This window comes from Reyranella massiliensis 521, from assembly GCF_000312425.1.
Classification (GTDB): Bacteria; Pseudomonadota; Alphaproteobacteria; order Reyranellales; family Reyranellaceae; genus Reyranella; species Reyranella massiliensis.
In genome coordinates, this window is sequence record NZ_HE997181.1 from 786,590 (window position 1) to 812,098 (window position 25,509).

At 64.1% G+C, this 25,509-nt stretch carries 23 protein-coding genes; 13 read left to right on the plus strand and 10 right to left on the minus strand.

The window, feature by feature from the left end; genetic code table 11:
- The first annotated feature begins 25 nt into the window (after window positions 1–25).
- From cimA to BN60_RS03865, 12 genes are all read left to right on the plus strand, one after another.
- On the plus strand, window positions 26–1,633 hold the full coding sequence (gene cimA / locus BN60_RS03810; RefSeq protein ID WP_020694666.1) for a citramalate synthase: 1,608 nt from the start codon (window positions 26–28) through the stop codon (window positions 1,631–1,633).
- A 200-nt stretch (window positions 1,634–1,833) separates the two neighbouring features.
- The gene (locus BN60_RS03815) at window positions 1,834–2,892 is read left to right on the plus strand and encodes an HlyD family secretion protein (protein ID WP_020694667.1); all 1,059 of its coding nucleotides are present in this window, start codon (window positions 1,834–1,836) and stop codon (window positions 2,890–2,892) included.
- Window positions 2,893–2,896: 4 nt separating this feature from the next.
- Window positions 2,897–4,405 carry a DHA2 family efflux MFS transporter permease subunit gene (locus BN60_RS03820; protein WP_020694668.1) on the plus strand — a complete coding sequence of 503 codons (1,509 nt, stop codon included), beginning with the start codon at window positions 2,897–2,899 and terminating at the stop codon, window positions 4,403–4,405.
- A gap of 17 nt (window positions 4,406–4,422) precedes the next feature.
- Window positions 4,423–5,187: an RNA methyltransferase gene (locus tag BN60_RS03825; RefSeq protein ID WP_020694669.1), complete on the plus strand. Its 765-nt coding sequence runs from the start codon at window positions 4,423–4,425 to the stop codon at window positions 5,185–5,187.
- A gap of 2 nt (window positions 5,188–5,189) precedes the next feature.
- A complete protein-coding gene (locus BN60_RS03830) occupies window positions 5,190–5,612 on the plus strand; it encodes an OsmC family protein (RefSeq protein WP_020694670.1) in 423 nt (140 codons plus the stop codon).
- A gap of 218 nt (window positions 5,613–5,830) precedes the next feature.
- Window positions 5,831–6,445: a 30S ribosomal protein S4 gene (gene rpsD / locus BN60_RS03835; protein WP_020694671.1), complete on the plus strand. Its 615-nt coding sequence runs from the start codon at window positions 5,831–5,833 to the stop codon at window positions 6,443–6,445.
- A 149-nt stretch (window positions 6,446–6,594) separates the two neighbouring features.
- Window positions 6,595–7,830, plus strand: a complete 1,236-nt coding sequence (locus BN60_RS03840; RefSeq protein ID WP_083855944.1) for an efflux RND transporter periplasmic adaptor subunit — start codon at window positions 6,595–6,597, stop codon at window positions 7,828–7,830.
- Window positions 7,831–7,855: 25 nt separating this feature from the next.
- Complete coding sequence (locus BN60_RS03845; protein ID WP_083855945.1) at window positions 7,856–10,978, plus strand: efflux RND transporter permease subunit; 3,123 nt, start codon at window positions 7,856–7,858, stop codon at window positions 10,976–10,978.
- A 31-nt stretch (window positions 10,979–11,009) separates the two neighbouring features.
- Window positions 11,010–12,197 carry an amidase gene (locus BN60_RS03850; protein WP_020694674.1) on the plus strand — a complete coding sequence of 396 codons (1,188 nt, stop codon included), beginning with the start codon at window positions 11,010–11,012 and terminating at the stop codon, window positions 12,195–12,197.
- An 8-nt stretch (window positions 12,198–12,205) separates the two neighbouring features.
- Window positions 12,206–12,625: an AtzH-like domain-containing protein gene (locus BN60_RS03855; protein WP_020694675.1), complete on the plus strand. Its 420-nt coding sequence runs from the start codon at window positions 12,206–12,208 to the stop codon at window positions 12,623–12,625.
- 27 nt (window positions 12,626–12,652) lie between these two features.
- Window positions 12,653–13,693: an amidohydrolase family protein gene (locus BN60_RS03860; protein WP_020694676.1), complete on the plus strand. Its 1,041-nt coding sequence runs from the start codon at window positions 12,653–12,655 to the stop codon at window positions 13,691–13,693.
- Between the two features lie 138 nt (window positions 13,694–13,831).
- Window positions 13,832–15,394 (plus strand): ABC transporter substrate-binding protein, encoded by a 1,563-nt coding sequence (locus BN60_RS03865; protein ID WP_020694677.1) that lies wholly within the window; start codon window positions 13,832–13,834, stop codon window positions 15,392–15,394.
- Window positions 15,395–15,397: 3 nt separating this feature from the next.
- Here BN60_RS03865 and BN60_RS03870 read toward each other — a convergent pair whose 3' ends face one another.
- From BN60_RS03870 to BN60_RS03885, 4 genes are all read right to left on the minus strand, one after another.
- Window positions 15,398–15,889: a hypothetical protein gene (locus BN60_RS03870; protein ID WP_148283322.1), complete on the minus strand. Its 492-nt coding sequence runs from the start codon at window positions 15,887–15,889 to the stop codon at window positions 15,398–15,400.
- A gap of 23 nt (window positions 15,890–15,912) precedes the next feature.
- Window positions 15,913–16,317, minus strand: coding sequence for a winged helix-turn-helix transcriptional regulator (locus tag BN60_RS03875; protein WP_202949780.1), 405 nt, complete (start codon window positions 16,315–16,317; stop codon window positions 15,913–15,915).
- A gap of 286 nt (window positions 16,318–16,603) precedes the next feature.
- A complete protein-coding gene (locus BN60_RS03880; RefSeq protein WP_020694680.1) occupies window positions 16,604–18,178 on the minus strand; it encodes an ABC transporter substrate-binding protein in 1,575 nt (524 codons plus the stop codon).
- Between the two features lie 147 nt (window positions 18,179–18,325).
- On the minus strand, window positions 18,326–19,909 hold the full coding sequence (locus tag BN60_RS03885) for an ABC transporter substrate-binding protein (protein WP_051150080.1): 1,584 nt from the start codon (window positions 19,907–19,909) through the stop codon (window positions 18,326–18,328).
- Between the two features lie 73 nt (window positions 19,910–19,982).
- Between BN60_RS03885 and BN60_RS03890 the strand changes: the two genes are divergently transcribed.
- Window positions 19,983–20,747, plus strand: coding sequence for a DODA-type extradiol aromatic ring-opening family dioxygenase (locus tag BN60_RS03890; protein WP_020694682.1), 765 nt, complete (start codon window positions 19,983–19,985; stop codon window positions 20,745–20,747).
- Between the two features lie 18 nt (window positions 20,748–20,765).
- Here BN60_RS03890 and grxD read toward each other — a convergent pair whose 3' ends face one another.
- The 6 genes from grxD to purC form a co-directional block, all read right to left on the minus strand.
- Window positions 20,766–21,107 (minus strand): Grx4 family monothiol glutaredoxin, encoded by a 342-nt coding sequence (gene grxD / locus BN60_RS03895; protein ID WP_020694683.1) that lies wholly within the window; start codon window positions 21,105–21,107, stop codon window positions 20,766–20,768.
- Between the two features lie 71 nt (window positions 21,108–21,178).
- Window positions 21,179–21,415, minus strand: a complete 237-nt coding sequence (locus BN60_RS03900) for a BolA family protein (RefSeq protein WP_020694684.1) — start codon at window positions 21,413–21,415, stop codon at window positions 21,179–21,181.
- 10 nt (window positions 21,416–21,425) lie between these two features.
- A complete protein-coding gene (purL, locus tag BN60_RS03905) occupies window positions 21,426–23,669 on the minus strand; it encodes a phosphoribosylformylglycinamidine synthase subunit PurL (protein WP_020694685.1) in 2,244 nt (747 codons plus the stop codon).
- Window positions 23,666–24,355 (minus strand): phosphoribosylformylglycinamidine synthase subunit PurQ, encoded by a 690-nt coding sequence (purQ, locus tag BN60_RS03910; RefSeq protein WP_020694686.1) that lies wholly within the window; start codon window positions 24,353–24,355, stop codon window positions 23,666–23,668. Before purQ ends, purL begins: the two co-directional genes overlap by 4 nt.
- Window positions 24,355–24,597 (minus strand): phosphoribosylformylglycinamidine synthase subunit PurS, encoded by a 243-nt coding sequence (purS, locus tag BN60_RS03915; RefSeq protein WP_043283614.1) that lies wholly within the window; start codon window positions 24,595–24,597, stop codon window positions 24,355–24,357. The genes purQ and purS overlap by 1 nt, the downstream gene beginning before the upstream one ends.
- A gap of 35 nt (window positions 24,598–24,632) precedes the next feature.
- Entirely contained in the window at window positions 24,633–25,397 is a 765-nt protein-coding gene (gene purC, locus BN60_RS03920) for a phosphoribosylaminoimidazolesuccinocarboxamide synthase (RefSeq protein ID WP_020694688.1), read from the minus strand.
- Window positions 25,398–25,509 lie beyond the last annotated feature (112 nt).

Below are 25,509 nucleotides of genomic sequence, written 5' to 3' on the forward strand. Positions count from 1 at the left end.
TTCCCGTCACTATGATGCGCGCGCCATGAGCCAGTCCAACCGAGTCTACCTCTTCGACACCACCCTGCGAGACGGCGCCCAGACCCAGGGTGTCGACTTCACCGTTGCCGACAAAGCCGCGATTGCGCGCGAACTGGACCTGCTTGGGATTGACTACATTGAAGGCGGCTGGCCGGGCGCCAATCCGACAGACGATCGCTTCTTCGCCGACCCGCCGGAGTTCAAGAACGCCAAGTTCACGGCGTTCGGCATGACGCGCCGCGCCGGCCGCAGTGCGGCCAACGATCCCGGACTGGCCGCCATCCTGCAGACCAAGGCGCGCAATGTCTGCATGGTCGGCAAGACCTGGGACTTCCACGTCGACGTCGCCCTCGAGGTCGACCGCAACGAGTACCTCGAGATGATCTCGGACTCGCTCTCCTACGCCAAGACACGCATGGATGAGGTGATGTTCGACGCCGAGCATTTCTTCGACGGCTACAAGGCCAATCCCGACTATGCGATGGCGTGTCTCGCCGCTGCAGAGAAGGCCGGCTCGCGTTGGCTCGTGCTCTGCGACACCAACGGCGGCACCCTCCCGCACGAGGTCGAGCGCATCGTGGGCGAGGTGGTGAAGAAGATTCCGGGCGACCGGATCGGCATCCATACCCACAACGACACCGAAAATGCCGTGGCCAGCTCTTTGGCGGCTGTGCGCGCCGGCGCACGACAGGTCCAGGGCACCATCAACGGGCTCGGCGAGCGCTGCGGCAACGCCAACATGATCGCGCTCATTCCCAATCTCGTGCTGAAGATGGGCTATGACACCGGCCTGAAGGACGGCGCGATGCAGCGCCTGACGCATCTGTCGCGCCTGCTCGACGATCGCCTCAACATGCCGACCAACCGCAGCGCGGCCTATGTTGGAACGCGCGCCTTCGCGCACAAAGGCGGCCTGCACGTCTCGGCGGTCGAGAAGGACCCCAAGACCTACGAGCATGTCGATCCCGAAGTGGTGGGCAATCAGCGCATCATCGTGGTGAGCGACCAGGCCGGTCGTTCCAACATCATGGCGCGCTTCCGCCAGATCGGGCTGGAGGTCGATCCCAAGGATCCCGGCGTCGCCCGCCTGTTGGAAATCGTGAAGGAGCGGGAGTCCGAGGGCTATGCCTACGACGGCGCCGATGCGTCGTTCGAGCTTCTGGCACGGCACGAGCTCCACACCGTGCCCGACTACTTCGCCCTGCAGAGCTTCCGGGTGTTGGCCGAGCGGCGCGTGAACGCGCGCGGCCAGTTGATTGCCATGTCCGAGGCGACCGTGAAGCTCGACGTCGCCGGCCGGCGCGCGATGGAAGTGGGCGAGGGCAATGGTCCCGTGAACGCTCTTGATGCTGCGTTGCGAAAAGCGCTGATCCCGGTCTATCCCGAACTCGAAGACATGAGGCTGGTCGACTTCAAGGTCCGCATCCTCGATTCGGCCGGCGGCACGGCGGCGACGACGCGCGTCATGATCGAGAGTGCGGACGCGAAAGGCCGTCGCTGGAGCACCATCGGCGTCTCGCCCAACATCGTCGACGCATCCTACAACGCACTCTACGACGCCATCACCTACAAGCTGTTTCGCGACGGCGCTCAACCCGCACAACGGACATAGGCGGGCGTCCGCGTAGCGAGGCAAGCTCACACAACCCGTCCTAGCAGCCATGTTGCGACTGCCAGTTGACCTAGAATGAGTCGGGGCAGACCATATCTCTTGTGCGAGACGGAGAGCATCTGGACACCCAGACCCCGCCTATCGCGGCGGCCGTAACGCGGCGGCCGCGGCTGGCTGGGCGCGTTCTTGCGCGTGCCGCCATGTGGTTGCTGCCGGCGCTCGTGTTGGCTGTCACCTTGTTCATCTGGCTGTCCGGCGGACGCACCGTCACCACCGACAATGCCTATGTGAAGGGTGATCGCGCCCAGATCGCAACGGAGCTGAGCGGCATTGTCGTCGAAGTGCCGGTTCAGGAGAATCAGCGCGTCTCGCGTGGCCAGCTTCTCTTTCGCCTCGACGACCAGTCCTATCGTCATGCCCTGGCCAAGATCGAAGCCGAGATCGAAACGACGCGCGCCGATATCCGGGGCCTGCGGGCGCAGTGGCGTACCAAGCGCGAGGAGATCAAGGCGGCGCTGAGCCAGCAGACTTTTGCGCAGGCCGAGTTCGACCGTCAGTCCGAGCTTGCCGAGAAGAAGGTCGCCTCGACCCAGAAGCTCGAGGAAGCACGGATGGGCCTCGAGGTCGCGCGCCAGCGCATTTCGGCAGCGCAGGAGGATCTCACCCGTATCGAAGCCGCGTTGGCGGGCGATCGCAGGATTCGCGCCGACGATCATCCGCGCGTGAAGCAGATGATGGCTGCCCGAGAGGAAGCGTTGCTTCAGCTTCGCCGCACCATGATCGAGGCACCGCTCGACGGCGTGGTTTCCAAGCGGCCGGTGCCGGGCAGCTATGCCACCGCCGGCGTGCCGGTCATGGTGGTGGTCGCCGACGCCGATCTCTGGATCGAGGCCAACTACAAGGAGACCGAACTCACGCGCGTGCGACCGGGCCAGAAGGCGGTCGTCCACATCGACACCTATCCCGACTCGCAGTGCAGCGGCACGGTCGCCAGCATTGCCCAGGCGACCGGGGCGGAGTTCGCCGTGCTGCCGCCGCAGAACGCCAGCGGCAACTGGGTGAAGGTCGTGCAGCGCATCCCCGTGCGTGTGAGCGTCGCCTGCCGCGAAGGCGATCCGTCGCTGAGAGTTGGCATGAGCACCACGGTCGAGATCGACACCGGACACAGCCGTACCCTGGGCGGGCTGCTGAACAGTGCTGCCAAGTGGCTCGGCCTCTCGGGCGCGTCGGCGAGCGCGTCGTCGGGTACCAGCTCCTAGTCCAATGGCGCCGGCCGTCGATCGGGCGACCTTGCGCCGCCGCCGCCTCATCACCTTTACGGTGATGGCCGCCACCATCATGCATGCGCTCGACGGCACGATCGCCAACGTGGCGCTGCCGTCGATCCAGGGCTCGCTGTCGGCGACGCAGGAGCAGGTCTCCTGGGTCGTGACGTCCTACATCGTTGCCTCGGCGATCATGACGCCGCTCGCCGGCTTCTGCGCCATGCGTTTCGGCCTGCGCCGCACGCTCTCGTTCTGCGTTGTCGGCTTCACCATCGTGTCGATGATGTGCGGCGCTGCCCAGTCACTCGATCAGCTCGTGCTGTTTCGTGCCTTGCAGGGCGGCTTCGGCGCGGCGCTCGTGCCGGTATCGCAGGCGATCATGATGGATACCTACCCGCGCGAAGAGCAGGGCAAGGCCATGGCGATGTGGGGCGTTGGCACCATGATCGGCCCGATCGCCGGTCCGTCGCTCGGAGGCTGGCTGACCGACGAGTTCAGCTGGCGCTGGGTGTTCTACGTCAACCTCCCGGTCGGCATTCTTTGCACCATCGGCATTCTGGCGCTGGTGCGCGACAGCGTGCATGGCTCGCCGCGCCGCTTCGACCTGCTCGGGTTCACCCTGCTGGCCGTCGCGATCGGCTCTTTCCAGCTCATGCTCGATCGCGGCCACATGCTCGACTGGTTCGATTCCGTGGAGATCATCGGCGAGACGCTGATTGCGGCCGTGGCCTTCGCCATGTTCCTGATCCACATGCTGACCGATCGTCAGCCGTTCCTGTCGCGCGATCTCTTCCGCGATCGCAATCTCTGCGTCGGCCTCTGTTTCACGGCATTGGCGGGGCTGGTGCTCATTGTGACGGCGACCCTGATGCCGCCCTTCCTGCAGCAGCTTCTAGGCTATCCGGTCCTCACCACCGGCATCGTGCTCGCGCCGCGAGGCGCCGGCATGATGGTGTCGATGATGCTGGTGGCGCGCCTGATCAACTACATCGATCCTCGGTTTCTGATCGCCTTCGGCTTTGCCCTGTCCGCGCTGTCGCTGTGGGACATGACGCTGTTCAATCTCAACGTCAGCGAAGCAGAGATCATCTGGAACGGCGTGCTGCTGGGCTTCGGGCTAGGTCTCGTCTTTCCACCGCTCACGGTGCTGACTTTCGCGACCCTGCCGCCGCGGCTGCGCACCGAGGGAGCAGCCATCAACGCGTTGCTGCGCAATCTCGGCGCCAGTATCGGCATTGCCGTCCTGGTTTCGATGCTGGCCAGCAACACCCAACAGAACCGCGCCGATATCGTGGAGAGGTTCACGCCCTTCCATCCGGGATGGCCGCTGGGCAGCCGCGCGGCCGGTGTCGACCCGACGATGCTTGCGATCTGGGACAACGAGATCACCCGGCAGGCGGCGCTGATCGGCTACCTCAACGACTTCCGCGTCATGATGATCTGCACGCTCGCGCTGATCCCGCTCCTGGTCCTGATGCGGCGACCGGCCCTTATCCCGGCGCGCTAACCAGTCTATACGGCGGCATGGGACGCGCATCGAAGGGCCGCGCCATCGCCGCCGTGACGCCGGCAGTGATCCTGGTCCGCCCGCAACTCGGCGAGAACATCGGCATGGCTGCACGGGCCATGCTGAACTGCGGGCTGTCGACCTTGCGGCTGGTGGCGCCGCGCGACGGCTGGCCGAACGACAAGGCGCAGCGCGCCGCGTCCGGCGCCGACATCGTGCTCGAAAAGGCGGAAGTCTTCGACACGGTGGCAGATGCGGTCGCCGACCTCGGCCGCGTGATCGCGACCACGGCGCGCAACAGGGAACTCAGCCAGCGTATCCTGACGCCACGTCAGGCGGCCGGCGAAATGCACGGCTGGATCGGGCAGGGCGAGCGGGTCGGCATCCTGTTTGGGCCGGAGCGTACCGGCCTTACCAACGACGACATGGTGCATGCCGACACGGCGCTTTCGATCCCGCTCAATCCGCAATTTTCGTCCCTCAACATGGCGCAGGCGGTTCTGCTGATTGCCTACGAATGGACGGCCTGGACCGACGATACGCCGGCCCAGCGCATGTCCGACCATTCGGCGCGGCCGGCCGACAAGGAAGAGTTGGCCAATCTGTTCGCACATCTCGAGCGGGCGCTGGATCAGTCGGGCTTTCTGCGCCACGAGGCGATGCGGCCGGCGATGGTCAACAATCTGCGGGCGCTGCTGCAGCGCGCGACCATGACCGAGCAGGAAGTCCGCACCTTCCACGGCGTCATCAAGTTCCTGTCGAAGAGCAAGCACGAGGAGTAGCCATGTCCACGACCGCCAAGATCTCCTGGGTCGACGGTGCCCTGTTCGTGGCCGAGGGCGGCAGCGGCCATACCCTCACCATGGATGGCGCTCCCGATGTCGGCGGCCGCAACCTCGCCTCGCGGCCCATGGAGGTGCTGCTGATGGGCATGGGTGGTTGCACGGCGATCGACGTGGTCTCGATGCTGAAGAAGCAGCGCCAGGACATCGAAGGGGTCGAAGTCGCGCTGGTCGCCGAGCGCGCCGACGATCACCCCAAGGTCTTCACCTCGGTGAAGCTCGTCTACACGGTGCGCGGTCGGAAGCTGAACAAGGCGTTGATCGAGCGCGCCGTGAGCCTGTCGGACGAGAAATACTGCTCGGCGACGGCGATGGTGAAGAAGTCGGCCGACGTCACCCACGAGATCGTCCTGGTCGAAATCTAGGTGATTCGGGCCCCGGGGAGCGGGCGAATGGTCTGTAAGTGATTGATTTTCCAGTGGGAACGCGCGCTTGACTGGGCGGGTTTCGCCAGTATGTTCCGCGCTTCTCCGGAGAACGTGGTTGCAGGCCTTCCGGTCGGCATCCCGCCCCAACCCATGTTGGATCCAGGCCTATCCGGACAAACGGCGCCGCATATGGTGCGCAACAACAGGAGTGTCGCGTGAGCAAGCGCGAGAATTCGAAGTACAAAATTGACCGCCGCCTCAGGGTCAACCTGTGGGGTCGTCCGAAGAGCCCGATCAATAAGCGCGAATACGGTCCCGGCCAGCACGGTCAGGGTCGCCAGAAGCCGACGGACTATCGTCTGCAGCTCATGGCCAAGCAGCGCCTCAAGGGCTACTACGGCTCGGTCTCCGAGCGCCAGCTCCGCCGCTACTATCTCGAGGCCGTGCGCCGCAAGGGCGACACCGGCGAGAACCTGGTGGAGATCCTGGAGCGCCGGCTGGACGCGGTCGTTTACCGCATGAAGTTCGCCATCACTGTGTTCGCCAGCCGCCAGCTGGTGAGCCATGGTCACGTCAAAGTGAACGGTCGCCGGGTCAACATCGCTTCCTACCTGGTGAAGGACAACGACGTCATCGAACTGACGTCCAAGGCCAAGGAAATGGCTCGGGTCCTCGAAGCCACCCAGACGGCCGAGCGCGACGTGCCGGAGTACGTTTCCGTCGATCATAAGGACATGAAGGGCACTTACGTGCGCGGGCCGAAGCTCGCCGACGTCCCCTATCCGGTCCAGATGGAGCCCTCGCTGGTCGTCGAGTACTACAGCCGCTGATCGGTACTTGGCCGCATTTTCGACGAAAAACCCGCCCGCTTGTGGCGGGTTTTTTGCATTGGGGTCGCCAAGAATTACTGCTTCCACCTGTCCGGCAAGGTTTGCTGCCTCTATAATCCAACGGGGTTTGGGGTCTGGAGAGCAAGGAAATGCCAATTGGCCGTATGGCAGTCATCGCGACGGCCGCGATTGCGATCTGCGGGGCTGCCTACATCTATCGAGGCGAGATTGCCCAGCAATTGGGTATGGGCACGACGGCCAAGGCGGCCGAGCAAGCCCAGGCGAGCCCGGCTGCCCAGGCGCAGCCGCAGGGCAGGCGCGGGCGTGCCAACCCGGCCGGCGCCGTTCCGGTCGTCATTACGACCGTGTCCAAGAAGCCGATGCCCATCGTGGTCGACGCCGTCGGTACCGTGCAATCGATTGCATCGGTGCAAATCAAGCCGCGGATGGACAGCCAGATCATGAAGGTCAATGTCGAGGAGGGCGCCTTCGTGAAGGAAGGCGATATCCTCTTCGAACTCGATGGCCGCACGCTCCGCGCCCAGCTTGCGCAGATCGAGGCGCAGATCCGCAAGGACCAGACGCAGGTGGAGCAGGCCAAGCGCGACCTGCAGCGCTATGAAGAACTGTTCGCCAAGAATGCCGGCACGCAGGTCCAGCGCGACAATGCCGGCACGGCGCTGAAGACGGCCGAAGCTCAGCTCGAGGCCGACCAGGCCTCCAAGGCGAGCGTGCAGACGCTTCTCTCCTACACCGAGATTCGCGCGCCCGTGTCCGGCCGTATCGGCTCGATCGCCAACAAGGCCGGCGCGGTCGTGCGCATCGGCGACAATACGGCGACCAGCACGCTTGCCACCATCAACCAGATCGACCCGATCTACGTGAGCTTTGCCATTCCGCAGGTCATCCTGCCGGACCTGCGCGCGGCAATGGCCAACGGTCCGGTCAAGGTTACCGCAATCGTCGACGATCAGAAGAAGCGGTCGGGCGTGATGGCCTTCATCGAGAACAATGTCGATCCCAATACCGGCACGGTGACGGCGAAGGCGCGCATCGACAACACCAACGAGCTTCTGTGGCCGGGCCAGTTCGTGAAGGTCGAGATCACGCTCGGCGTCGAGGCCGACGCCATGTCAGTGCCGGCCGCCGCCGTCCAGCTCGGCCCACAGGGACCGTTCCTCTACGTCGTGAAGGATGGCGTCGCCGAACTGCGCAACGTTGTCGTCAAGCGCACCCAGAATGGCGAATCGGTGATCGGCAAGGGCATCGAAGGGGGCGAATCTGTCGTCACCGACGGCCAGCTTCGCCTCGTCAACGGCGCCAATGTGAGCATCAAGCCGGGTGCCAGCGATCCGGCGACGGCCGCGGCACCACCGCGGGGCTAGACGCCGGAGAGGTCGAGGGCCGGAGATGTTGTCAGCGCTTTGTATCCGTCGTCCGGTCATGACCATCCTGCTGATGGCGACCTTCCTCCTCGCAGGTGGCTTCGCCTTCAAGCAGCTACCTGTCGCCGCCGTCCCGCGGGTCGACTTCCCGACCATCCAGGTCACGGCCCAGCTTCCCGGTGCCAGCCCCGAAACGATGGCGGCCTCGGTCGCCTCGATTCTCGAACGTCAGTTCTCGACCATTGCCGGCGTCACGGCGATGACCTCGACGTCGTCGCTCGGCAACACGTCGATTGTCCTGCAGTTCGACCTCAATCGGTCGATTGACGGTGCCGCCCTCGACGTGCAGTCGGCGATTTCGTCGGCGATGCGCCGCCTGCCGCCCGAACTCACGACGCCGCCCAGCTTCCGCAAGGTCAATCCCGCGGACTGGGCCGTCATGTTCCTCGCTTTGCGGTCTTCGCAGGCGCGGTTGTCGGATATCGACGCCTTCGCCAATCGCGCGATCCTGCCGCGCATCTCGACCTTGCCCGGTGTCGCCCAGGTGCTGATCTTCGGCACGCAGAAATATGCCGTACGCGTGCGTGCCGACCTCGATCAGCTCGCCGTGCGCGGCCTCACCCTGCAGGAATTGCAGAACGCGATCGTTGCGGCCAATTCGAGCAAGCCGGTCGGATCGGTCGCCGACCGCAGGCAGAATGCGATTCTCGAAGCGACTGGCCCGATCAACAAGGCCGCCGACTATATGCCGGTGATCGTGACCTGGCAGAACGGTGCGCCGGTGCGCATCTCCGACGTCGCCACGGCGATCGACGGCGTGGAGAACGACAAGGTGGCGAGCTGGGTCAACGGGACTCGCGCGATCGTGCTCGGCGTCTATCGGCAGCCCGACGCCAATACTGTCGAGGTGGTCGACCGGGTGAGGGCGATCCTGCCGCAGATTCAGGCCGAGCTGCCGCCCGGTGTCGAAATCTCGCTGCTGAACGACCGCGCCAAGTCGATTCGCGAGGCTGTCGAGGACGTCGAATTCACCCTCGTGCTCGCCGGCATCCTGGTGATCGTGGCGATCTATTTCTTCCTGCGCAGCTTCCGCGCCACGATCATTCCGGCAATCGCGCTGCCGATCTCGGTCGTCGGCACCTTTGCGGGCATGTATGTCTGCGGCCACTCGATCGACAACATATCGTTGCTGGCGCTGACTTTGGCGGTAGGCTTCGTCGTCGACGATGCCATCGTCATGCTGGAGAACATCGTTCGCCATATCGAGGCCGGCGAGAAGCCGATGGAGGCGGCGTTCAAGGGCTCGAAAGAGGTCGGCTTTACGATCATCTCCATGACGCTCTCGCTGGTTGCGGTGTTCATCCCCGTCCTCTTCATGGGCGGCGTCGTCGGCCGTATGTTCAACGAGTTCGGCCTGGTCATCAGCTTCGCCATCCTGATCTCGGGCATCGTGTCGCTCACCCTGACGCCGATGCTCTGTTCGCGGATGCTGAAGCCGATCGACCACCACGAGAAGCACAACTTCCTGCTACGTGCCTTCGAGTGGAGCTTCACCAGGATGACGGAGGGCTACGGCTGGGCGCTGCGGCGCACGGTGGGCATGCCGCGCCTAGTGTTGGCGATCACGCTCGGCACCTTCGTCCTGACGGCAATACTCTTCCAGGCTATTCCCAAGGGCTTCTTTCCGACCGAGGATATCGGCCAGATTTCGGCGTCGACGGTTGGGCCCGACGATGCGTCGTTTGACGCCATGGTGGCCCGGCAGTCGGTGCTGGCGGAGATCCTGAAGCGCGATCCCGACGTCGTGTCGGTCGTTTCGACGGTGGGCGGTGGCAACGCGGCCAACACGATCAACTCGGGCCGCATGTTCATCACCCTGCGCGACAAGGGCGAGCGCAAGGACACGATCCAGCAGGTCATTGCCCGGTTCCGTCGTGCGACGGCGACGGTGCCCGGCATCAACATCTACTTCCAGCCGATTCAGTCGATCAATATCGGCACGACCCAGACCCGCGCCCAGTATCAGTTCGGCATGCGCTCCAGCGACCTCGCAGCGCTGCGCGAATACGCGCCGCGGATGGAAGAGCGGATGAAGAAGATTCCGTCGATCATGGACGTGAACTCGGATCTGCAGGTGCGGGCGCGCTCGGCCCTTATCGACGTCGATCGCGATACCGCGTCGCGCCTGGGTCTCTCCGTCGACCAGATCCGTCAGTTGCTCTATTCGGCGTTCGGTACCCGCCAGGTCTCGACGATCTATGCACCGGACGATACGTATCAGGTGATCCTGGAAGCCGATCCCAAGTACGCCGATATCAACGAGGTGCTGCGGCGCCTGCAGATCAGGACACCGAGCGGCGCCCTGGTGCCGCTCGACACCGTCGCCAAGCGTGTCGACAAGCCGACATCGCTTACGGTGAACCACATTGCGCAGCTGCCGTCGGTCATCATCTCGTTCAACCTGCAGCCGGGCGTCGCGCTCGGCCAGGCGACCGCCGACATCCGCGCCGCGGCGGCGGAGATAGGGCTACCGAGCAATATCGCCACCAGTTTCGAGGGCAGCGCCCAGGTCTTCGAGCAGGCCGTCGCCAACCAGGGTCTGCTGCTATTTGCGGCGGTGCTGGTGATCTACATCATCCTGGGTATCCTCTACGAGAGCTTCATCCATCCGCTCACCATCCTGTCGGGCCTGCCGTCGGCGGGCATCGGTGCGCTGATCACCCTGATGCTGTTCGGCATGGATCTGAGCGTCATCGCCCTGATCGGCGTCGTCATGCTGATCGGCATCGTTAAGAAGAACGCCATCATGATGGTCGACTTCGCGATCGAACGGCGAGGGCAGGGCGCAACGGCGGAGCAGGCGATCGTGGAAGCGGCTCTGCTGCGCTTCCGGCCGATCATGATGACCACGACCTGCGCTCTGTTGGGCGCGTTGCCCATCGCGTTGGGCCACGGCGCCGGCGCCGAGCTGCGTCAGCCACTCGGTGTCACCGTCGTGGGCGGTCTGCTGGTGTCGCAGCTCCTCACGCTGTTCATCACGCCTGTCGTCTACATGTGGTTCGACAAGTTGACCGGCATGAGGTTCAGCCCCGGCTGGGCCAAGCGTTGGCGCACCAAGGGGCGCGTTCCCGCTACGCCGGCCGAGTAGTCGTTCCTTCCCACAAGGTGAGTAGCGTTCCATGAAAGACGATATCGGCGCCTTCGTGCCGGGCGCTCGTGCGCGCATAGACGGTTGTCCCGACGGCACCTTGTCGGGCCTGACCTTTGCGGCCAAGGATCTGTTCGACGTGGCGGGGGTACCCACTGGCGGCGGCAATCACGACTGGCCGACCGGCCGTCCTGTGCCGACACGAAATGCCTGGGCCGTGCAGACCCTGCTCGATGCCGGCGCCAGCCTGATCGGCAAGACGATCACCGACGAAGTGTCGCTGGGTATCCTGGGCGAGAATGCCTTCGACGGGACGCCGCGCAACGTGAGGGCGCCCGGCCGCGTGCCCGGTGGTTCGTCGTCCGGCTCGGCTGCGGCCGTCGCTGCAGGGATCTGCGATACGGCCCTGGGCACGGACACCGGCGGCTCGGTGCGCGTGCCGTCGAGTTTCTGCGGCCTCTACGGCATTCGCCCCACGCACGGGCGTATCGACGTGACCGGCATGCTGCCCCAGGCACCGACTTCCGACACGACCGGCTGGTTTGCCCGCGATGCCGAGACTTTCGCAAAGGTGTCGTCGGTCATGCTGGGAGAGGCCATCCCGGCAGCGCGGCCGGACAAGCTGCCAAATAAGCTGATCGTCGCCGTTGACACCTTCGGCTTCGCCGACGCCAATGTGGCGGAGGCGCTGCAGCCGATGGTGAAGCGGCTTGCCGGCCTCGTGGGATCGAGCCGCGAGGAGATGATGGCGCCGCAGGGCCTTTCGGTGTGGGCGCGTACTCAGCGGACGCTGCAGCCCGCGGAAGCCTACAACACGTTCAAGGGCTGGCTCGACGAGCGCAATCCGCGTTTCGCCTTCTCGGTCGCGCGGGCGCTGGTGATGGGCTCGATGATCTCCGAAGCGGATCGCGCCTGGGCGAACCTGATGCGCCAGGAAGCGCGGGCGCGGATGAAGTATCTGTTGCCGGCCGGTACCATCCTTTGTCTCCCGACGACGCCGTTCCCTGCGCCACTCACCGGGCAGCCGCTCTCCGTGCTCGAGCCGCTACGCGATCGCATCACATGTCTCTGTGCGCAGGGCGGACTTGCCGGCCATCCGCAGGTCAGCCTTCCGGGTGCGACGGTTGACGGCCTCCCGGTCGGTCTGTCCATCATCGGCGCAAGGGGCAGCGATGCCAGCCTGGTGGCGGTAGCGCGCGCTCTCGAGGGAGCCCAGTGAGAGACCAAGTGAACGCCGAATCTGCAAAAGATCTGACGCCCAATCTTCCCGATGTCGTTGCCGAAGTGAGTGCGCTGTTCGAACGCTACGAGCAGGCGCTGATCGACAAGAACGTCGACGTGCTCGACGCGACTTTCTGGAACAGCCCGTACACGATCCGTCTTGCCAACAACGAGCATGGTTATGGCTTCGACCGCATCCATGCCCACCGGCTGGCGCGGCCGCCGGGGCCCGGCACCAAGGAGAAGCGCTATCGCGTCGATATCCTGACCTTGGGACGCGACATCGCCACCGTGAACCTTGTCTACAAGGTCCGCGGCAAGGAGATGACCGGACGGCAGAGCCAGACCTGGGTACGTTTTCCGGATGCCGGCTGGAAAGTGGTGTCGGCGCACGTTTCGATGATCAGCGAGCAACCCGTTCTGTAAGACGCAAGACAAACGAAGAGGACGCCCATGAGCGCATCACCGAAGCTGGGCAATGTCATTGCGCCCAACCTTGAATGGATTGCCAAAGTGACGGAGGAAGCGCTGGAGCCTGCGCTGCCGATCGTCGATCCGCACCATCATCTCTGGCAGCGTACCGGCAACGACTACATGTTCCACGACCTGCTGGCCGACACGCAAACTGGCCACAACATCGTGGCCACCGTGTTCGTCGACTGCCATTCGATGTACCGCAAGGAAGGACCGGCGGAGCTGCGCTGCCTCGGGGAGACCGAGTTCGCCAACGGAGTCGCGGCCATGAGTGCCAGCGGCCTCTATGGCAATCTGCGGGCCTGCGCCGGCATCGTGAGCCATGTCGATCTGCGGCTAGGCGCGAAGGCCGGCGCTGTGTTCGATGCCCAGATCGCCGCCGGCAACGGCCGCTTTCGCGGCATCCGCTACCAGACCGGCCTCGACAAGGATCCTGGCATTCGCGCGACCCGCACCAACCCGACACCGGGGCTGATGGCCGATGCGACCTGGCGCGAGGGCTTCCGCGAACTCGACCGTCGCGGCCTGACTTTCGACAGCTGGACCTATCATCCGCAGATCGGCGAAGTCGCCGATCTCGCGAGTGCCTTTCCCAATACCCAGATCGTCCTCGACCATGTCGGCGGTCCGCTGGGCTATGCCTCCTACGCCAGCCGCCACGACGAGGTCTTCGCCACCTGGAAGAAATCCATGACCGAGCTGGCGCGCCGTCCCAACGTCACGGTGAAGGTGGGCGGGCTCGGCATGGCGATGGGCTGGTTCGATTTCTATGAGCGGGCCGTTCCGCCCGGCTCGGAGGAATTGGCCAAGGCCTTCAAACCCTGGGTCGAAACGACGGTCGAAATCTTCGGCGCCGACCGCTGCATGTTCGAGAGCAATTTCCCGGTCGACAAGATCACCTCGGGCTACGGCGTGCTGTGGAACGCGTTCAAGCGGCTCGCCGCGGGCGCGTCGACTGCGGAAAAGACGGCCTTGTTTTCGGGGACGGCGGCGCGCGTCTACAAGCTCGCGCTGGGATAGAGGATCGGATGGCAAGGATCGTGTCGGCGAGGCGCTACGCGAAATCCGTTCAGCATTGATAGGATTTCTTGCTTCACTACGGATGACACGAGAGATCGCGCCGCCCTAGACTTTGGCCACCATAGTTGGAGGCCGTACATGCGTCGCTTTGTTGTTTCCCTCGCAGCCCTAGCAACGCTTGCCGTCGCCTCTGCTGCGCCGGCGCAGACCCTCAAGGTCGTGATGCATTCCGACGTGAAGGCGCTCGATCCGATTTGGAGCGGCGCCTACATCACGCGCAACCACGGCTACATGCTCTACGATACGCTGTTCGCGATCGACGAGAATCTGAAGATCCAGCCGCAGATGGTCGACAGCTGGACGACCAGCGACGATGGACTCACCTGGACCTTCAAGTTGCGCGATGGGCTCGAATGGCATGACGGCACGCCGGTCACGTCGGAGGATTGCATCGCGTCGCTGAAACGCTGGTCGGCGCGCGATGCGATGGGCCAGAAGCTCGCTCTGTCGCTCCAGGAATACAAGATCGTCGATCCCAGGACCTTCCAGATCGTGCTCAAGGAGAAGTTCGGGCCGCTGATCGAGGCGCTCGGAAAACCCTCGGTGGTCGTTCCGTTCATGATGCCCAAGAAGATGGCGGAGGTGGACGCTTTCAAGCAGATCGACGACTACATCGGCTCCGGCCCCTTCATCTTCAAGAAGGATGAATGGAAGCCCGGCGAGAAGCTGGTCTACGTGAAGAACCCGAAATACAAGCCGCGGTCCGAGCCGATGTCGGGCCTCGCCGGCGGCAAGGTCGTGAACGTCGACCGTGTCGAGTGGGTCTGGATCCCCGACGCCGAAACGCAGCTCAATGCGCTGTTGAACGGCGAGATCGACATGATCGAGAGCGTTTCCTACGACCATTTGGGCATCCTCGAGAAGGACAAGAACATCCGCCTCATCCGCGGCAGGGCGTCGAACCAGTACGTCTTCCGCATGAACTGGCTGCAGCCGCCTTTCAACAATCAGAAGGTCCGTCAGGCCGCGTCGTATGCGCTGAACCAGGAGGAGTTCCTGCAAGCCGGTATCGGGGACAAGCGCTATTATCGCGTCTGCAAGGCCATGTTCACCTGCGACTCGCCGCTCGCTTCGACGGTCGGCATGGATGGGCTCATCGAAGGGAACGCCGCCAAGGCGCGTGAGCTTCTCAAGGAAGCGGGTTATGACGGCACTGTCGTGGTGATGCCGCAGCCGACCGACCTCGGTGTCATCAAGCAGATTGCCCCGGTCGCCAAGGCACAGCTCGAAAAGGCAGGCTTCAAAGTCGAGGTCCAGCCGATGGACTGGCAGAGCATGGTGGCGCGGCTCGCCAAGAAAGGACCGCCATCGGAGGGCGGCTGGAACGCCTTCGGGACGAGCTGGGTGCAGCTCGACATCCTCGACCCGCTGATGACGCCGTTTCTCGCCGCGACCTGCGACAAGGCGCGATCGGGCTGGCCCTGCGACGAGGCGCTGGAGAAGCTGCGCGACAAGTTCGTCAAGGCGACGACCGATGCCGAAAAGAAATCAGTTGCCGAAGAGGTTCAGCGTCACGCCCTGCAGGTCGTCACGCACGTTCCCCTCGGTGAATGGTATGGCGTGCAGGCCGTTCGCGCCAATGTCGTCACCCGGCCTGTGCCGGCGCCGATCACGACCTTCTGGGGCATCGGCAAGAAATAGCACCTAGAGACGTGCCCCGGCCGCCCTCAGCCTTTCGCGCAAGGTTGCAGAGTCGAGTTGGTCGGCCGGCTGCCCTGTTCGGGCGAGCAGGGCGGCGGCGGTGCCGACAGCATGGGCGGCTGCGATCGCCAGTGCGGACGGCAGGCTGCTCGGGATGACGAGCGCATTGTCGATGCCGGCGGCCAGCGCCGCGCGATAAGGCAGGGCGTATCGACCGTCCGGCCCCTCGGCGACTGCGATCGTGTCGATATACTCGCGGCCGGCGACCGACTCGAAGGTCTGCGGGCCGGCAAGCGAGAGGCTCGCGCAAGTGTCGACGAAAAAGCGGGCGTCGATCTCGCCACGGTCGAGGATAACGGTGGAGACCGATCGGCCGCGACGCACGACATGGCGGATTTCCCGACCGGGCACGAGGCGGCCTTGGGCAGCCATCGTCGCGATGAGCGCAAGCAGGCCATTGCCGATGACCAGCACGTCGCAGGTCATCGACGTCATTCCTGAACGATCCGGATCGCAGATTACTCGGCGGCCTTCAGTTCCGTGGCAGCGGCGCGCAGCGCGCGGTTGGCGGCGTCCTCGGCCTCCCAGCGCGTGCCGATCTCGGCGAGGCGTCCCATGACGTCGTCGAGTTCGTGGCCACGCTGGGTCAACGAATAAGTGACCTTCGGCGGGATCGTCGCCTCGTAGTCGCGCTTCACCAGCGAGGCGCCTTCGAGCGTGCGCAGACGTTCGGTTAGCATCTTCGCGGAAATACCCGCGACACGTCGCTTCAGTTCACCGAAGCGCTGCGGACCGTGCGTGCGCAGATTGTAAAGAATGTATGTCGTCCAAGGCCCCATGAGCATGCGCAGAATGAAGTCCATCGGACAGGTCACGCTCTCCTTGGCCTTGGCAGCGGGCGGGTGGCTGGCTGGAGTGGTCATCGAAAATGCTCCCAAGGTTACGAATTGGTACCTGATGGTAAAGATATAGTTTGCCTCCTTGATGTTTCCAGTCACCCTGAGAAATCAGATTAATTGACGAAACAAATTTAGATTTTTTATATAAATCAAGGGATTGCTGATTTTTATGAAAGTCGCGCTTCAATCGGTGCGATGGGCAAGACTGACCGCGAGCGACGTGTAGCCTTTGAAGCACCCCCAGTGTGCCGCGGCGGCCGGCAGCATCACAAAGAAGAAGGGCGCCCTCGCCGGGCGCCCTTCCTTTTGGTCATTTCTTGCTGATGTTCCAGAGCACCGGCACAGGACCTTCGAGCCAGCCAGAGAGCCGGTCCTTGCGGTAAGCGCCGAAGGCCTTGTACTGGCCGACCGGCGCATAAATCGCCTGGTCCATCACACGGTCGGAGATGGCAAAACCCAGCTCCTTCCGCTTGGCCGGATCGGTCTCCTTGATGAAGGCGGCACGCAGCTTCTGCAGCTCGCCGTCGCACGGCCAGCCGAACCAGGCTTTCTCGCAGGCACCCGAGGCAAAGGAGTTGGTGCCAGGATTGTCGAGGTCTAGCGTGATGTTGGTCGTGAAGAAGATATTCCAGCCACCCTTGTCCGGCGTCTCCTTGCGGGCGCGGCGCGAGACCACGGTCTGCCAGTCCATCGGCAGAAGGTCGACCTTGAAGCCGGCCTTTTCGAGCTGCTGCTTGGCGACAGCCTGGACCTGGTTGGAGGATTGCAGGTCGGTCTGCTGCATCAACGCCACCGGGGTGCCGTCGTAGCCGCTCTCCTTCAGGAGCGCCCGCGCCTTTTCGAGGTTCGGCTTGATCAGCAGGTCGCCATATTCCTTGCCGTAGGCCGTGCCGCAGACGAACGGCGCATTGCAGACTTGGTAGATTTCCGGGTCGCCGACCTGGGCGCGCAGCATGTCCTCCTGGGCGATGGCGAGCATCGCAGCCTGCCGGGCCTTCACATTGTTGAAGGGTGGGTGCAGGTGGTTGAAGCGCATGATGATCTGGCTGCCGAGCTTGTTCCAGCCATAGAGCGTGACGTTCTTCTCGGACTTCAGCATCGGGAAGAGGTCCGGCACCGGCGATTCGATGAGGTCGATCTCACCGGTCATCAGCGCGTTGGCTGCCGTGCTGGGATCGGGAATGGCCAACCATTCGACGCGATCGACCTTGGCCACCTTGCCACCGGCCAGCATCGACGGCGCTTCGGGGCGCGGCTTGTACTTCGGGTTCTTGACGTAGACGACCTTTTCGCCGGGCTTCCATTCCTCCTTCTTGAAGACGAAGGGGCCGGAGCCTGTGTAGTCGTCGATCTGCTTGAACGGATCGGTCTCGGCGACCCGCTTCGGCATCATGAACGGTACCAGCGACGACGGCTTGGCCAGCGCGTCAAGCACCATGCCGAACGGCTCCTTGAGCACGATCTGGAAGGTCTTGGCGTCGACAACCTTGAGTTCGCCCGTCGCGGCCGCGAGAAGCTGGCCGAAGGAGTCGCGCACCATCCAGCGCTTCAGCGAGGCGACACAGTCCTCGGCGGTGACCGGCTTGCCGTCGTGCCATTCCAGACCGTCGCGCAGCGTGATCGTCCAGATGAGCTTGTCCGGCGAGACTGCGTACTTTTCGGCCATCTGCGGCTGGACTTTGAGGTCCGCGTCCTTGGCGAACAGCACGTCGTAGATCATGTAGCCGTGGTTTCGCGTGATCAGCGCGCTGGTCCAGACCGGGTCGAGAACCTTGAGATCGGAGTGCGAAACCATCTTCAGGGTGGTTTGCGCCATGGCGGCGGGCGCCGCCGTCAACAGCCCGACGCAGGCAGCAAGCTGCGCCAGTTTACGCGTTACATGCATGATACTTCTTTCGACTCCTCGGCTAACGGATTGGGCGGACGAGGCATCACCTGCCCGAGGCATGGAGCAATGTCCATGCCGCCGAATCTCGCGTCGGGGCCGCTGAGCGGACCGCGAGCCCGAGGGCTCGCGGTCCGGTGTACGTTGCTACTTCTTGCTGATGTTCCAGAGGATCGGCACGGGAGCCGGAAGCCAGCCCTCGACGCGATCCTTGCGATAGGCGCCGAACGCCTTGTACTGGCCGAGCGTAATGTAGACCGCCTGTTCCATCACCCGGTCGGAGACGGCAAGCGCGATCGCCTTGCGGCGCTCGGGATCGCTCTCCTTCACGAAGTCGGTCCGGAGCTTTTCCATTTCGGGATCGCAGGGCCAGCCGAACCACGCCTTGTCGCAGCCGCCGCTGGTGAAGGAATTGCCGGCCGGGTTGTCGGCGTCGACCGTGACGGTCGTCGTGTAGAAGACGTTCCAGCCGCCCTTGTCCGGCGCTTCCTTGCGGGCGCGGCGAGCGACCACGGTCTGCCAGTCCATCGCCTGGAGGTCGACCTTGAAGCCCGCCTTCTCCAGCGCCTGCTTGCCGACCGGCGGGAGCTGGTTCGACGACTGCAGGTCGGTCTGGTGCAGCATGACAATCGGCGTGCCGTCGTAGCCGCTCTCCTTCAGGAGCTGGCGCGCCTTCTCCAGGTTGGGCTTGATGAGCAGATCGCCGTAGCTCTTCTCGTAGGGAGAGCCGCAGACCAGGGGTGCGTTGCAGACCTTGTAGATCTCGGCGTCGCCGACCTGGGCACGCAGAAAATCTTCCTGGGCGATGGCGAGCATCGCAGCCTGGCGTGCCTTCACATTGTTGAAAGGCGGGTGGAGATGGTTCAGCCGCATGATGATCTGGCTGCCGAGCTGGTTCCAACCGAACAGGGCCACGTTCTTATCGGCCTTGAGGACGGGGAAGTGATCTGGGATCGGCACTTCGATCATGTCGATCTCACCCTGGATCAGCGCATTGACCGCCGTCATCGGGTCGGGGATCGCCAGCCACTCGATGCGGTCGACCTTGGCGACCTTGCCACCGGCCAGCATGGAGGGCGGCTCGGGACGCGGCTTGTACTTAGTGTTCTTGGCGTAGACGATCTTCTCGCCGGGTTTCCATTCCTCCTTCTTGAAGACGAATGGGCCGGAGCCTGTGTAGTCGTCGATCTGCTTGCCGGGATCGGTTTCAGCCACCCGCTTGGGCATCATGAACGGAACGTTGGACGACGGCTTGCCCAGCGCGTCGAGCATGAGGCCGAAGGGCTCCTTGAGCACGATGCGGAAGGTCTTGGCATCGACCGGCGCCATCTCGCCGACGCGCGCCATCATCTGTTGGCCGAGCGCGTCGCGGGCAGCCCAGCGACGAATGGAGGCCACGCAGTCCTCGGCCGTCACCGGCTTGCCGTCGTGCCATTCGAGCCCGTCGCGCAAGGTGAAGGTCCAGGTGAGCTTGTCGGCCGAGGTTTCGTATTTGTCGACCATCTGCGGCTGGATGCGCAGCTGGGCATCCTTGGCGAACAACACGTCGTAGACCAGGTAGCCGTGGTTGCGCGTGATGAAGGCGGTGGTCCAGATCGGGTCCAGCACCTTGAGGTCGGAATGCGCGACCATCTTGAGCGTCGTCTGCGACATGGCGGGCGACGCCAGCGATACTCCCATGGCCAGGCCCAGGCCGACGGCCAACTGCCCCAGTTTCCGTGTTACATGCATAATTTACCCCTCCCAGAAATCGGCTTCCCCGATTTGCATACAGGCTGCCACGAGCCGGATGAGGAATAAAGCGATGTCGATGCCGACGATCTTCGTGTCCCACGGGGCACCTACGCTGATCCTGGAGGACATCCCGGCACGGGCGTTTCTGGCCAACCTCGGCCGGCAGGTACCGCGCCCGCAGGCGATCGTGGCGGTCTCGGCGCACTGGGACACCGACGTGCCGGCGGTGTCGCTGGCACGCAAGCCCGACACCATCCACGATTTTTACGGCTTTCCCGAAGAACTCTACCGCCTGCGTTACAACGCGCCCGGCGCTCCGGCGTTGGCCGAGAAGGTGGCCAAACTCACAGGCGCGGCACACGACCACCATCGCGGCCTCGACCATGGCGCGTGGGTGCCGGCCATGCTGGGCTGGCCCGAAGCTGACATTCCGATCTTCCAACTCTCGGTGCAGCCGGGGCAGACGCCGGCGCATCACATTGCGCTTGGCCGAAAACTGGCGCCGCTTCGCGAGGAGGGCGTGCTGGTGATGGGCAGCGGCAGTGCCATCCACAATCTCAGGGCGCTGACGCGGGACGGTGGTTCGTCCGAGCCCGAGCCGTGGGCGCAGGCTTTCGACAACTGGTTGGCCGAGGCAGTGGAGAAGGGGGACGAGGCGGCACTTGCCGACTATCGAGCGCGGGCGCCGTATGCCCGCGAAGCTCATCCGACCGATGAGCATTTCCTGCCGCTGCATGTCGCCTTCGGCGCGGCAGGCGAGGGCGCGCAGGGGCGCACCCTCCATCGCAGCTTTACTCTGGGAAACCTCTCGATGGCGTCCTACGCGTTCACGTAGGACGGCGGCGAGGAAAAACTAGGCCGCGGCGGCCAGCGCCACGCCCTTTTCCTTCAGGACCGTTTCCAGCTCGCCCGTCTCGAACATCTCGCGGACGATGTCACAGCCGCCGATGAACTCGCCCTTCACGTAGAGCTGGGGGATCGTCGGCCACTGGCTGAATTCCTTGACGCCCTGACGCAGTTCCGGGTCGACCAGGATGTTGACGCCGTGGAACTTGACGCCGAGCTGGCTCAGCACGTCGACCACCGCCGCCGAGAAGCCGCATTGTGGGAAGACCGGCGTGCCCTTCATGAACAGCAGAACGTCGTTCTTGCTGATCTCGTCACGGATACGTTCGAACACCTGAGGTTCGCTCATGTCGGTCTCCTGAAGCACGACGTGGGACGCACCACACGATGGGTGCGGGATTTAGCGATAATATAGGGCGGTCAGGGCCGTTGCGCCATGGTGGTCAATTTCAGGGCATGCAGAACGCCGCCCATGCGACCTCCTAACGCGCCATAGACCATCTGGTGCTGCTGAATCTTGGATTTGCCGGCAAAGGCCGACGAAATAACCGTGGCGGCATAGTGGTCTCCATCGCCGGCGAGATCCTGGATCTCGACCTCGGCTCCGGGGATGCCCTCCTGGATCAGGCGGACGATATCCTCGGCGTGCATGGGCATGGGTGTCTCCTCAGACCGCGCTGTTCATATAGTTGGGGAGCCAGGCTTCATGGGCCGCCCGCAGGTGGTCGAGCGGCAGGTCAAGCAGACCTTCGACGACCACGCTGGCGCCGCCCGAATAGCCGAGCAGGACCGCGGGGACACCGGCCTTGGTGGCTGCGGCGACGAGAGCATCACCATCGTCGGTCGCGATCAGGTAGCGGGCCTGGTCCTCGCCGTAGAGGTAGGCATGAGGCGCCGCGGCACCCTTCGGCAGCTTGATCGTGGCGCCGGTCCCACCAGAGAGGCACATCTCGGCCAGGCAGACCAGCAGGCCGCCGTCGGAAAGGTCATGGCAGGCCACGGCCCGGCGGCCGACGATTTCCCCGCGCACGAAGTCGCCGTTGTGGCGCTCGGCAGCAAGGTCGACGGGTGGCGGCGCACCCTCCTCGCGGCCATGCAGTTCACGCAGGTAAATCGATTGGCCGAGCCAGCCCTTCGTTTCGCCGACGAGAACAAGCGCCAGGCCCGACTGCACCAGCCGCGAGCCGACGGAGGTGGCGATATCCTCGATCACGCCGACTGCGCCAATGGTCGGCGTGGGCAGGATGGGACGGCCTTCGGTCTCGTTGTAGAGTGAGACGTTGCCCGATACGACGGGGAAGTCGAGGGCCTTGCAGGCCTCGCTCATGCCCATGATCGCGCCGGCAAACTGGCCCATGATTTCGGGCTTCTGCGGGTTACCGAAGTTCATGTTGTCGGTGACGGCGAGCGGCTTGGCGCCGGTCGCCGTAATGTTGCGCCACGCTTCGGCCACGGCCTGACGGCCGCCGGTCTCGGGATGGGCCTGCACGTAGCGCGGCGTGCAGTCGGACGTCATGGCGAGGCCCTTGTGACCGCCACCGGGCACGCGCACCAGGGCGGCGTCGCCGTCCTGCGGTCGGATCGCGGTGTTGCCCATGATGAGATGGTCGTACTGCTTCCAGATCCACGCCTTGCTGGCGAGGTCGGGCGAGCCCATCAGGGCGATAAGCGAAGCGTTCCAGTCCTTGGGCGCGGGCACCTTGGCCGCGTCCAGTTCGGCGGGTAGCGGCGTCAGGGTCCAGGGCCGCTCGTACATCGGCGCTTCGGTGACCAGTGGCGGGATCGGGATGTTGCCCACGATGTCGCCGTGCCAGGAGAGGACCATGCGCTCGGTGTCGGTGAGATGGCCGATGACGGCGAAGTCGAGTTCCCACTTCTCGAAGATCTTGCGCGCCAGCTCTTCGCGGCCGGGCTTCAGCACGATCAGCATGCGCTCCTGGCTTTCGGAAAGCATGAGCTCGTAGGGATTCATGCCGGTCTCGCGCATCGGCACCTTGTCGAGCTCGACGACGACGCCGAGGCCGCCCTTGGCCGCCATCTCGAACGACGAGGAGGTAAGGCCAGCCGCGCCCATGTCCTGGATGGCGACGATCGCATCGGTCGCCATCAGTTCGAGGCAGGCCTCCAGCAATAGCTTCTCGACGAACGGATCGCCGACCTGGACGGTCGGCCGCTTGCTCTCGCTGTCCTCGTTGAATTCGGTCGAGGACATGGTGGCGCCGTGGATACCGTCGCGGCCGGTCTTGGAGCCGACATAGACCAGCGGATTGCCGATGCCTGCGGCGGCCGCATAGAAGATGCGATCCGACGGCGCGACGCCCACGGTCATGGCGTTGACCAGGATGTTGCCATTGTAGGCGGGATGGAAATTCGTCTCGCCGCCGACCGTCGGAATGCCCATGCAGTTGCCGTAGCCGCCGATGCCGGCCACGACGCCCGACACGAGATGTCGCGTCTTGGGGTGGTTGGGGTCGCCGAAGCGCAGCGCGTTCAAGTTGGCAATCGGACGCGCCCCCATGGTGAAGACGTCGCGCAGAATGCCGCCCACGCCCGTCGCAGCGCCCTGGTAGGGTTCGATGTAGGAGGGGTGATTATGGCTTTCCATCTTGAAGATGGCGGCCTGGCCGTCGCCGATGTCGATGACGCCGGCATTCTCGCCCGGCCCCTGGATCACCCAGGGCGCCTTGGTCGGCAGCTTCTTCAACCAGACCTTGGAGGACTTGTAGGAGCAGTGCTCGCTCCACATCGCCGAGAAGATGCCGAGTTCCACCATGGTCGGCGTCCGGCCCATGATCTTCAGCAGGCGCTCGTATTCGTCCGGCGCCAGCCCGTGCTCGGCGACGATCTGCGGAGTGATCGCGGGTTCGTTGGGGAGCTTGACCGGCGGGTTCTTTTCTTGAGCAATCGTCACGACAGCGCCTCGACCATACCCTCGAACAAACCTTTGCCGTCGGTCCCGCCGAACATCGGCTCCACGGCATTCTCCGGATGCGGCATCAGCCCCAGTACCGTCTTGGTCTCGTTGAAGATGCCGGCGATGTTGTTGATCGAGCCGTTGGGGTTGCCCGTAGCGTCGATAACGCCATCCGGCGTGCAGTAGCGGAAGGCGATCTGTCCGCGATCCTCGAGGCGCTTCAGCGTATCGGCGTCGGCGAAATAGTTGCCCTCGGCGTGGGCCACCGGGACCTTGATCACCTGGCCGGCCTGATAGCGATTGGTGAACAGGCTCTGGCTGGTCTCGACCTTGAGGTGGACATCGGAGCAGACGAACTTCAGATGCGAGTTGCGCATCAGCGTACCCGGAAGCAGGCCTGCCTCTGTCACGATCTGGAAGCCATTGCAGATGCCCAGGACCGGCACGCCCTGGGCGGCGCGCTTCCTGACCTCGGCCATCACCGGCGACTGGGCCGCCATGGCGCCACAGCGCAAATAGTCGCCATAGGAAAAGCCGCCCGGCACCACGATCAGGTCGACCTTCTCGAAGTCGCCGTCGCCGTGCCAGACCATCGCCGGCCGCCGGCCCGTGACCAGTTCGATCGCCTGCGCCACATCGCCTTCGCGATTGGAGCCGGGGAAGACGAGGACCGCGGACTTCATCAGCCGACCAGCTCGATCGAATAGTTTTCGATCACCGTGTTGGCCAGCAGCTTACGGCACATCTCGTCGAGCCGTGCCTTGGCCTTGTCTTTGTCGGTCTCGGCCAATTCCAACTCGATGAACTTGCCCTGACGGACGTCGCCCACCTCGGGAAAGCCGAGGCGATTGAGGGAATGCCCGATGGCCTTGCCCTGAGGGTCGAGCACGCCGTTCTTGAGGGTCACGTGAACTCTGGCTTTCATGTCGTCTCGCTGGGGCTGGGCTACTGGGGCAGGGGCTATTGAAGGGTGGTGGGGCCGCGCACATCGCCCGGACCCTGGTCGATCAGGATGCCGAGACGCCGCGCCACCTCCTGGTAGGCTTCCTCGACCTTGCCGAGGTCGCGGCGGAAGCGGTCCTTGTCCATCTTCTCGTTGGTGCGCAGATCCCACAGCCGGCAGGAATCCGGGCTGATTTCGTCGGCGAGCACGATGCGGACCATGTCGTCCTCATATAGGCGGCCGAACTCGATCTTGAAGTCGATCAGCTTTATGCCGCAGCCGAGGAACAGGCCGAACAGGAAGTCGTTCACCCTGAGCGTCAGCGCCACGATGTCGTCGAGGTCCTGCGGCGTCGCCCACCCGAAGGCGGTGATGTGCTCCTCGGTCACCATCGGGTCGGAGAGCTGGTCGTTCTTGTAGAAGAACTCCATGATCGAACGTGGCAGCTGCGTGCCTTCCTCGACTCCGAAGCGCTTCGCGAAGGAGCCGGCGGCGACGTTGCGGACTACCACTTCGAGCGGGATGATCTCGACCTGCCGGATGAGCTGCTCGCGCATGTTCAGCCGGCGGATGAAGTGAGTGGGCACCCCGATTTCACCGAGTTTGGTCATCAGGAACTCGGAAATACGGTTGTTGATCACCCCTTTGCCGGTGATCGTACCCTTCTTCTGGTTGTTGAACGCGGTCGCGTCGTCCTTGAAGTACTGGACGATGGTCCCGGGCTCTGGCCCCTCGAACAAGGTCTTGGCCTTGCCCTCGTAGATGCGGCGGCGGCGGGACATTTCTTACTCCTGTGCGGGCGAGTTGAGCCGCCCGCCGTTGGGCCGGACTATGGCCGAAACCCCATGCTCCGGTACTGGGGAAAAATCCATTGAAAAAGGTGACGTGACCGTC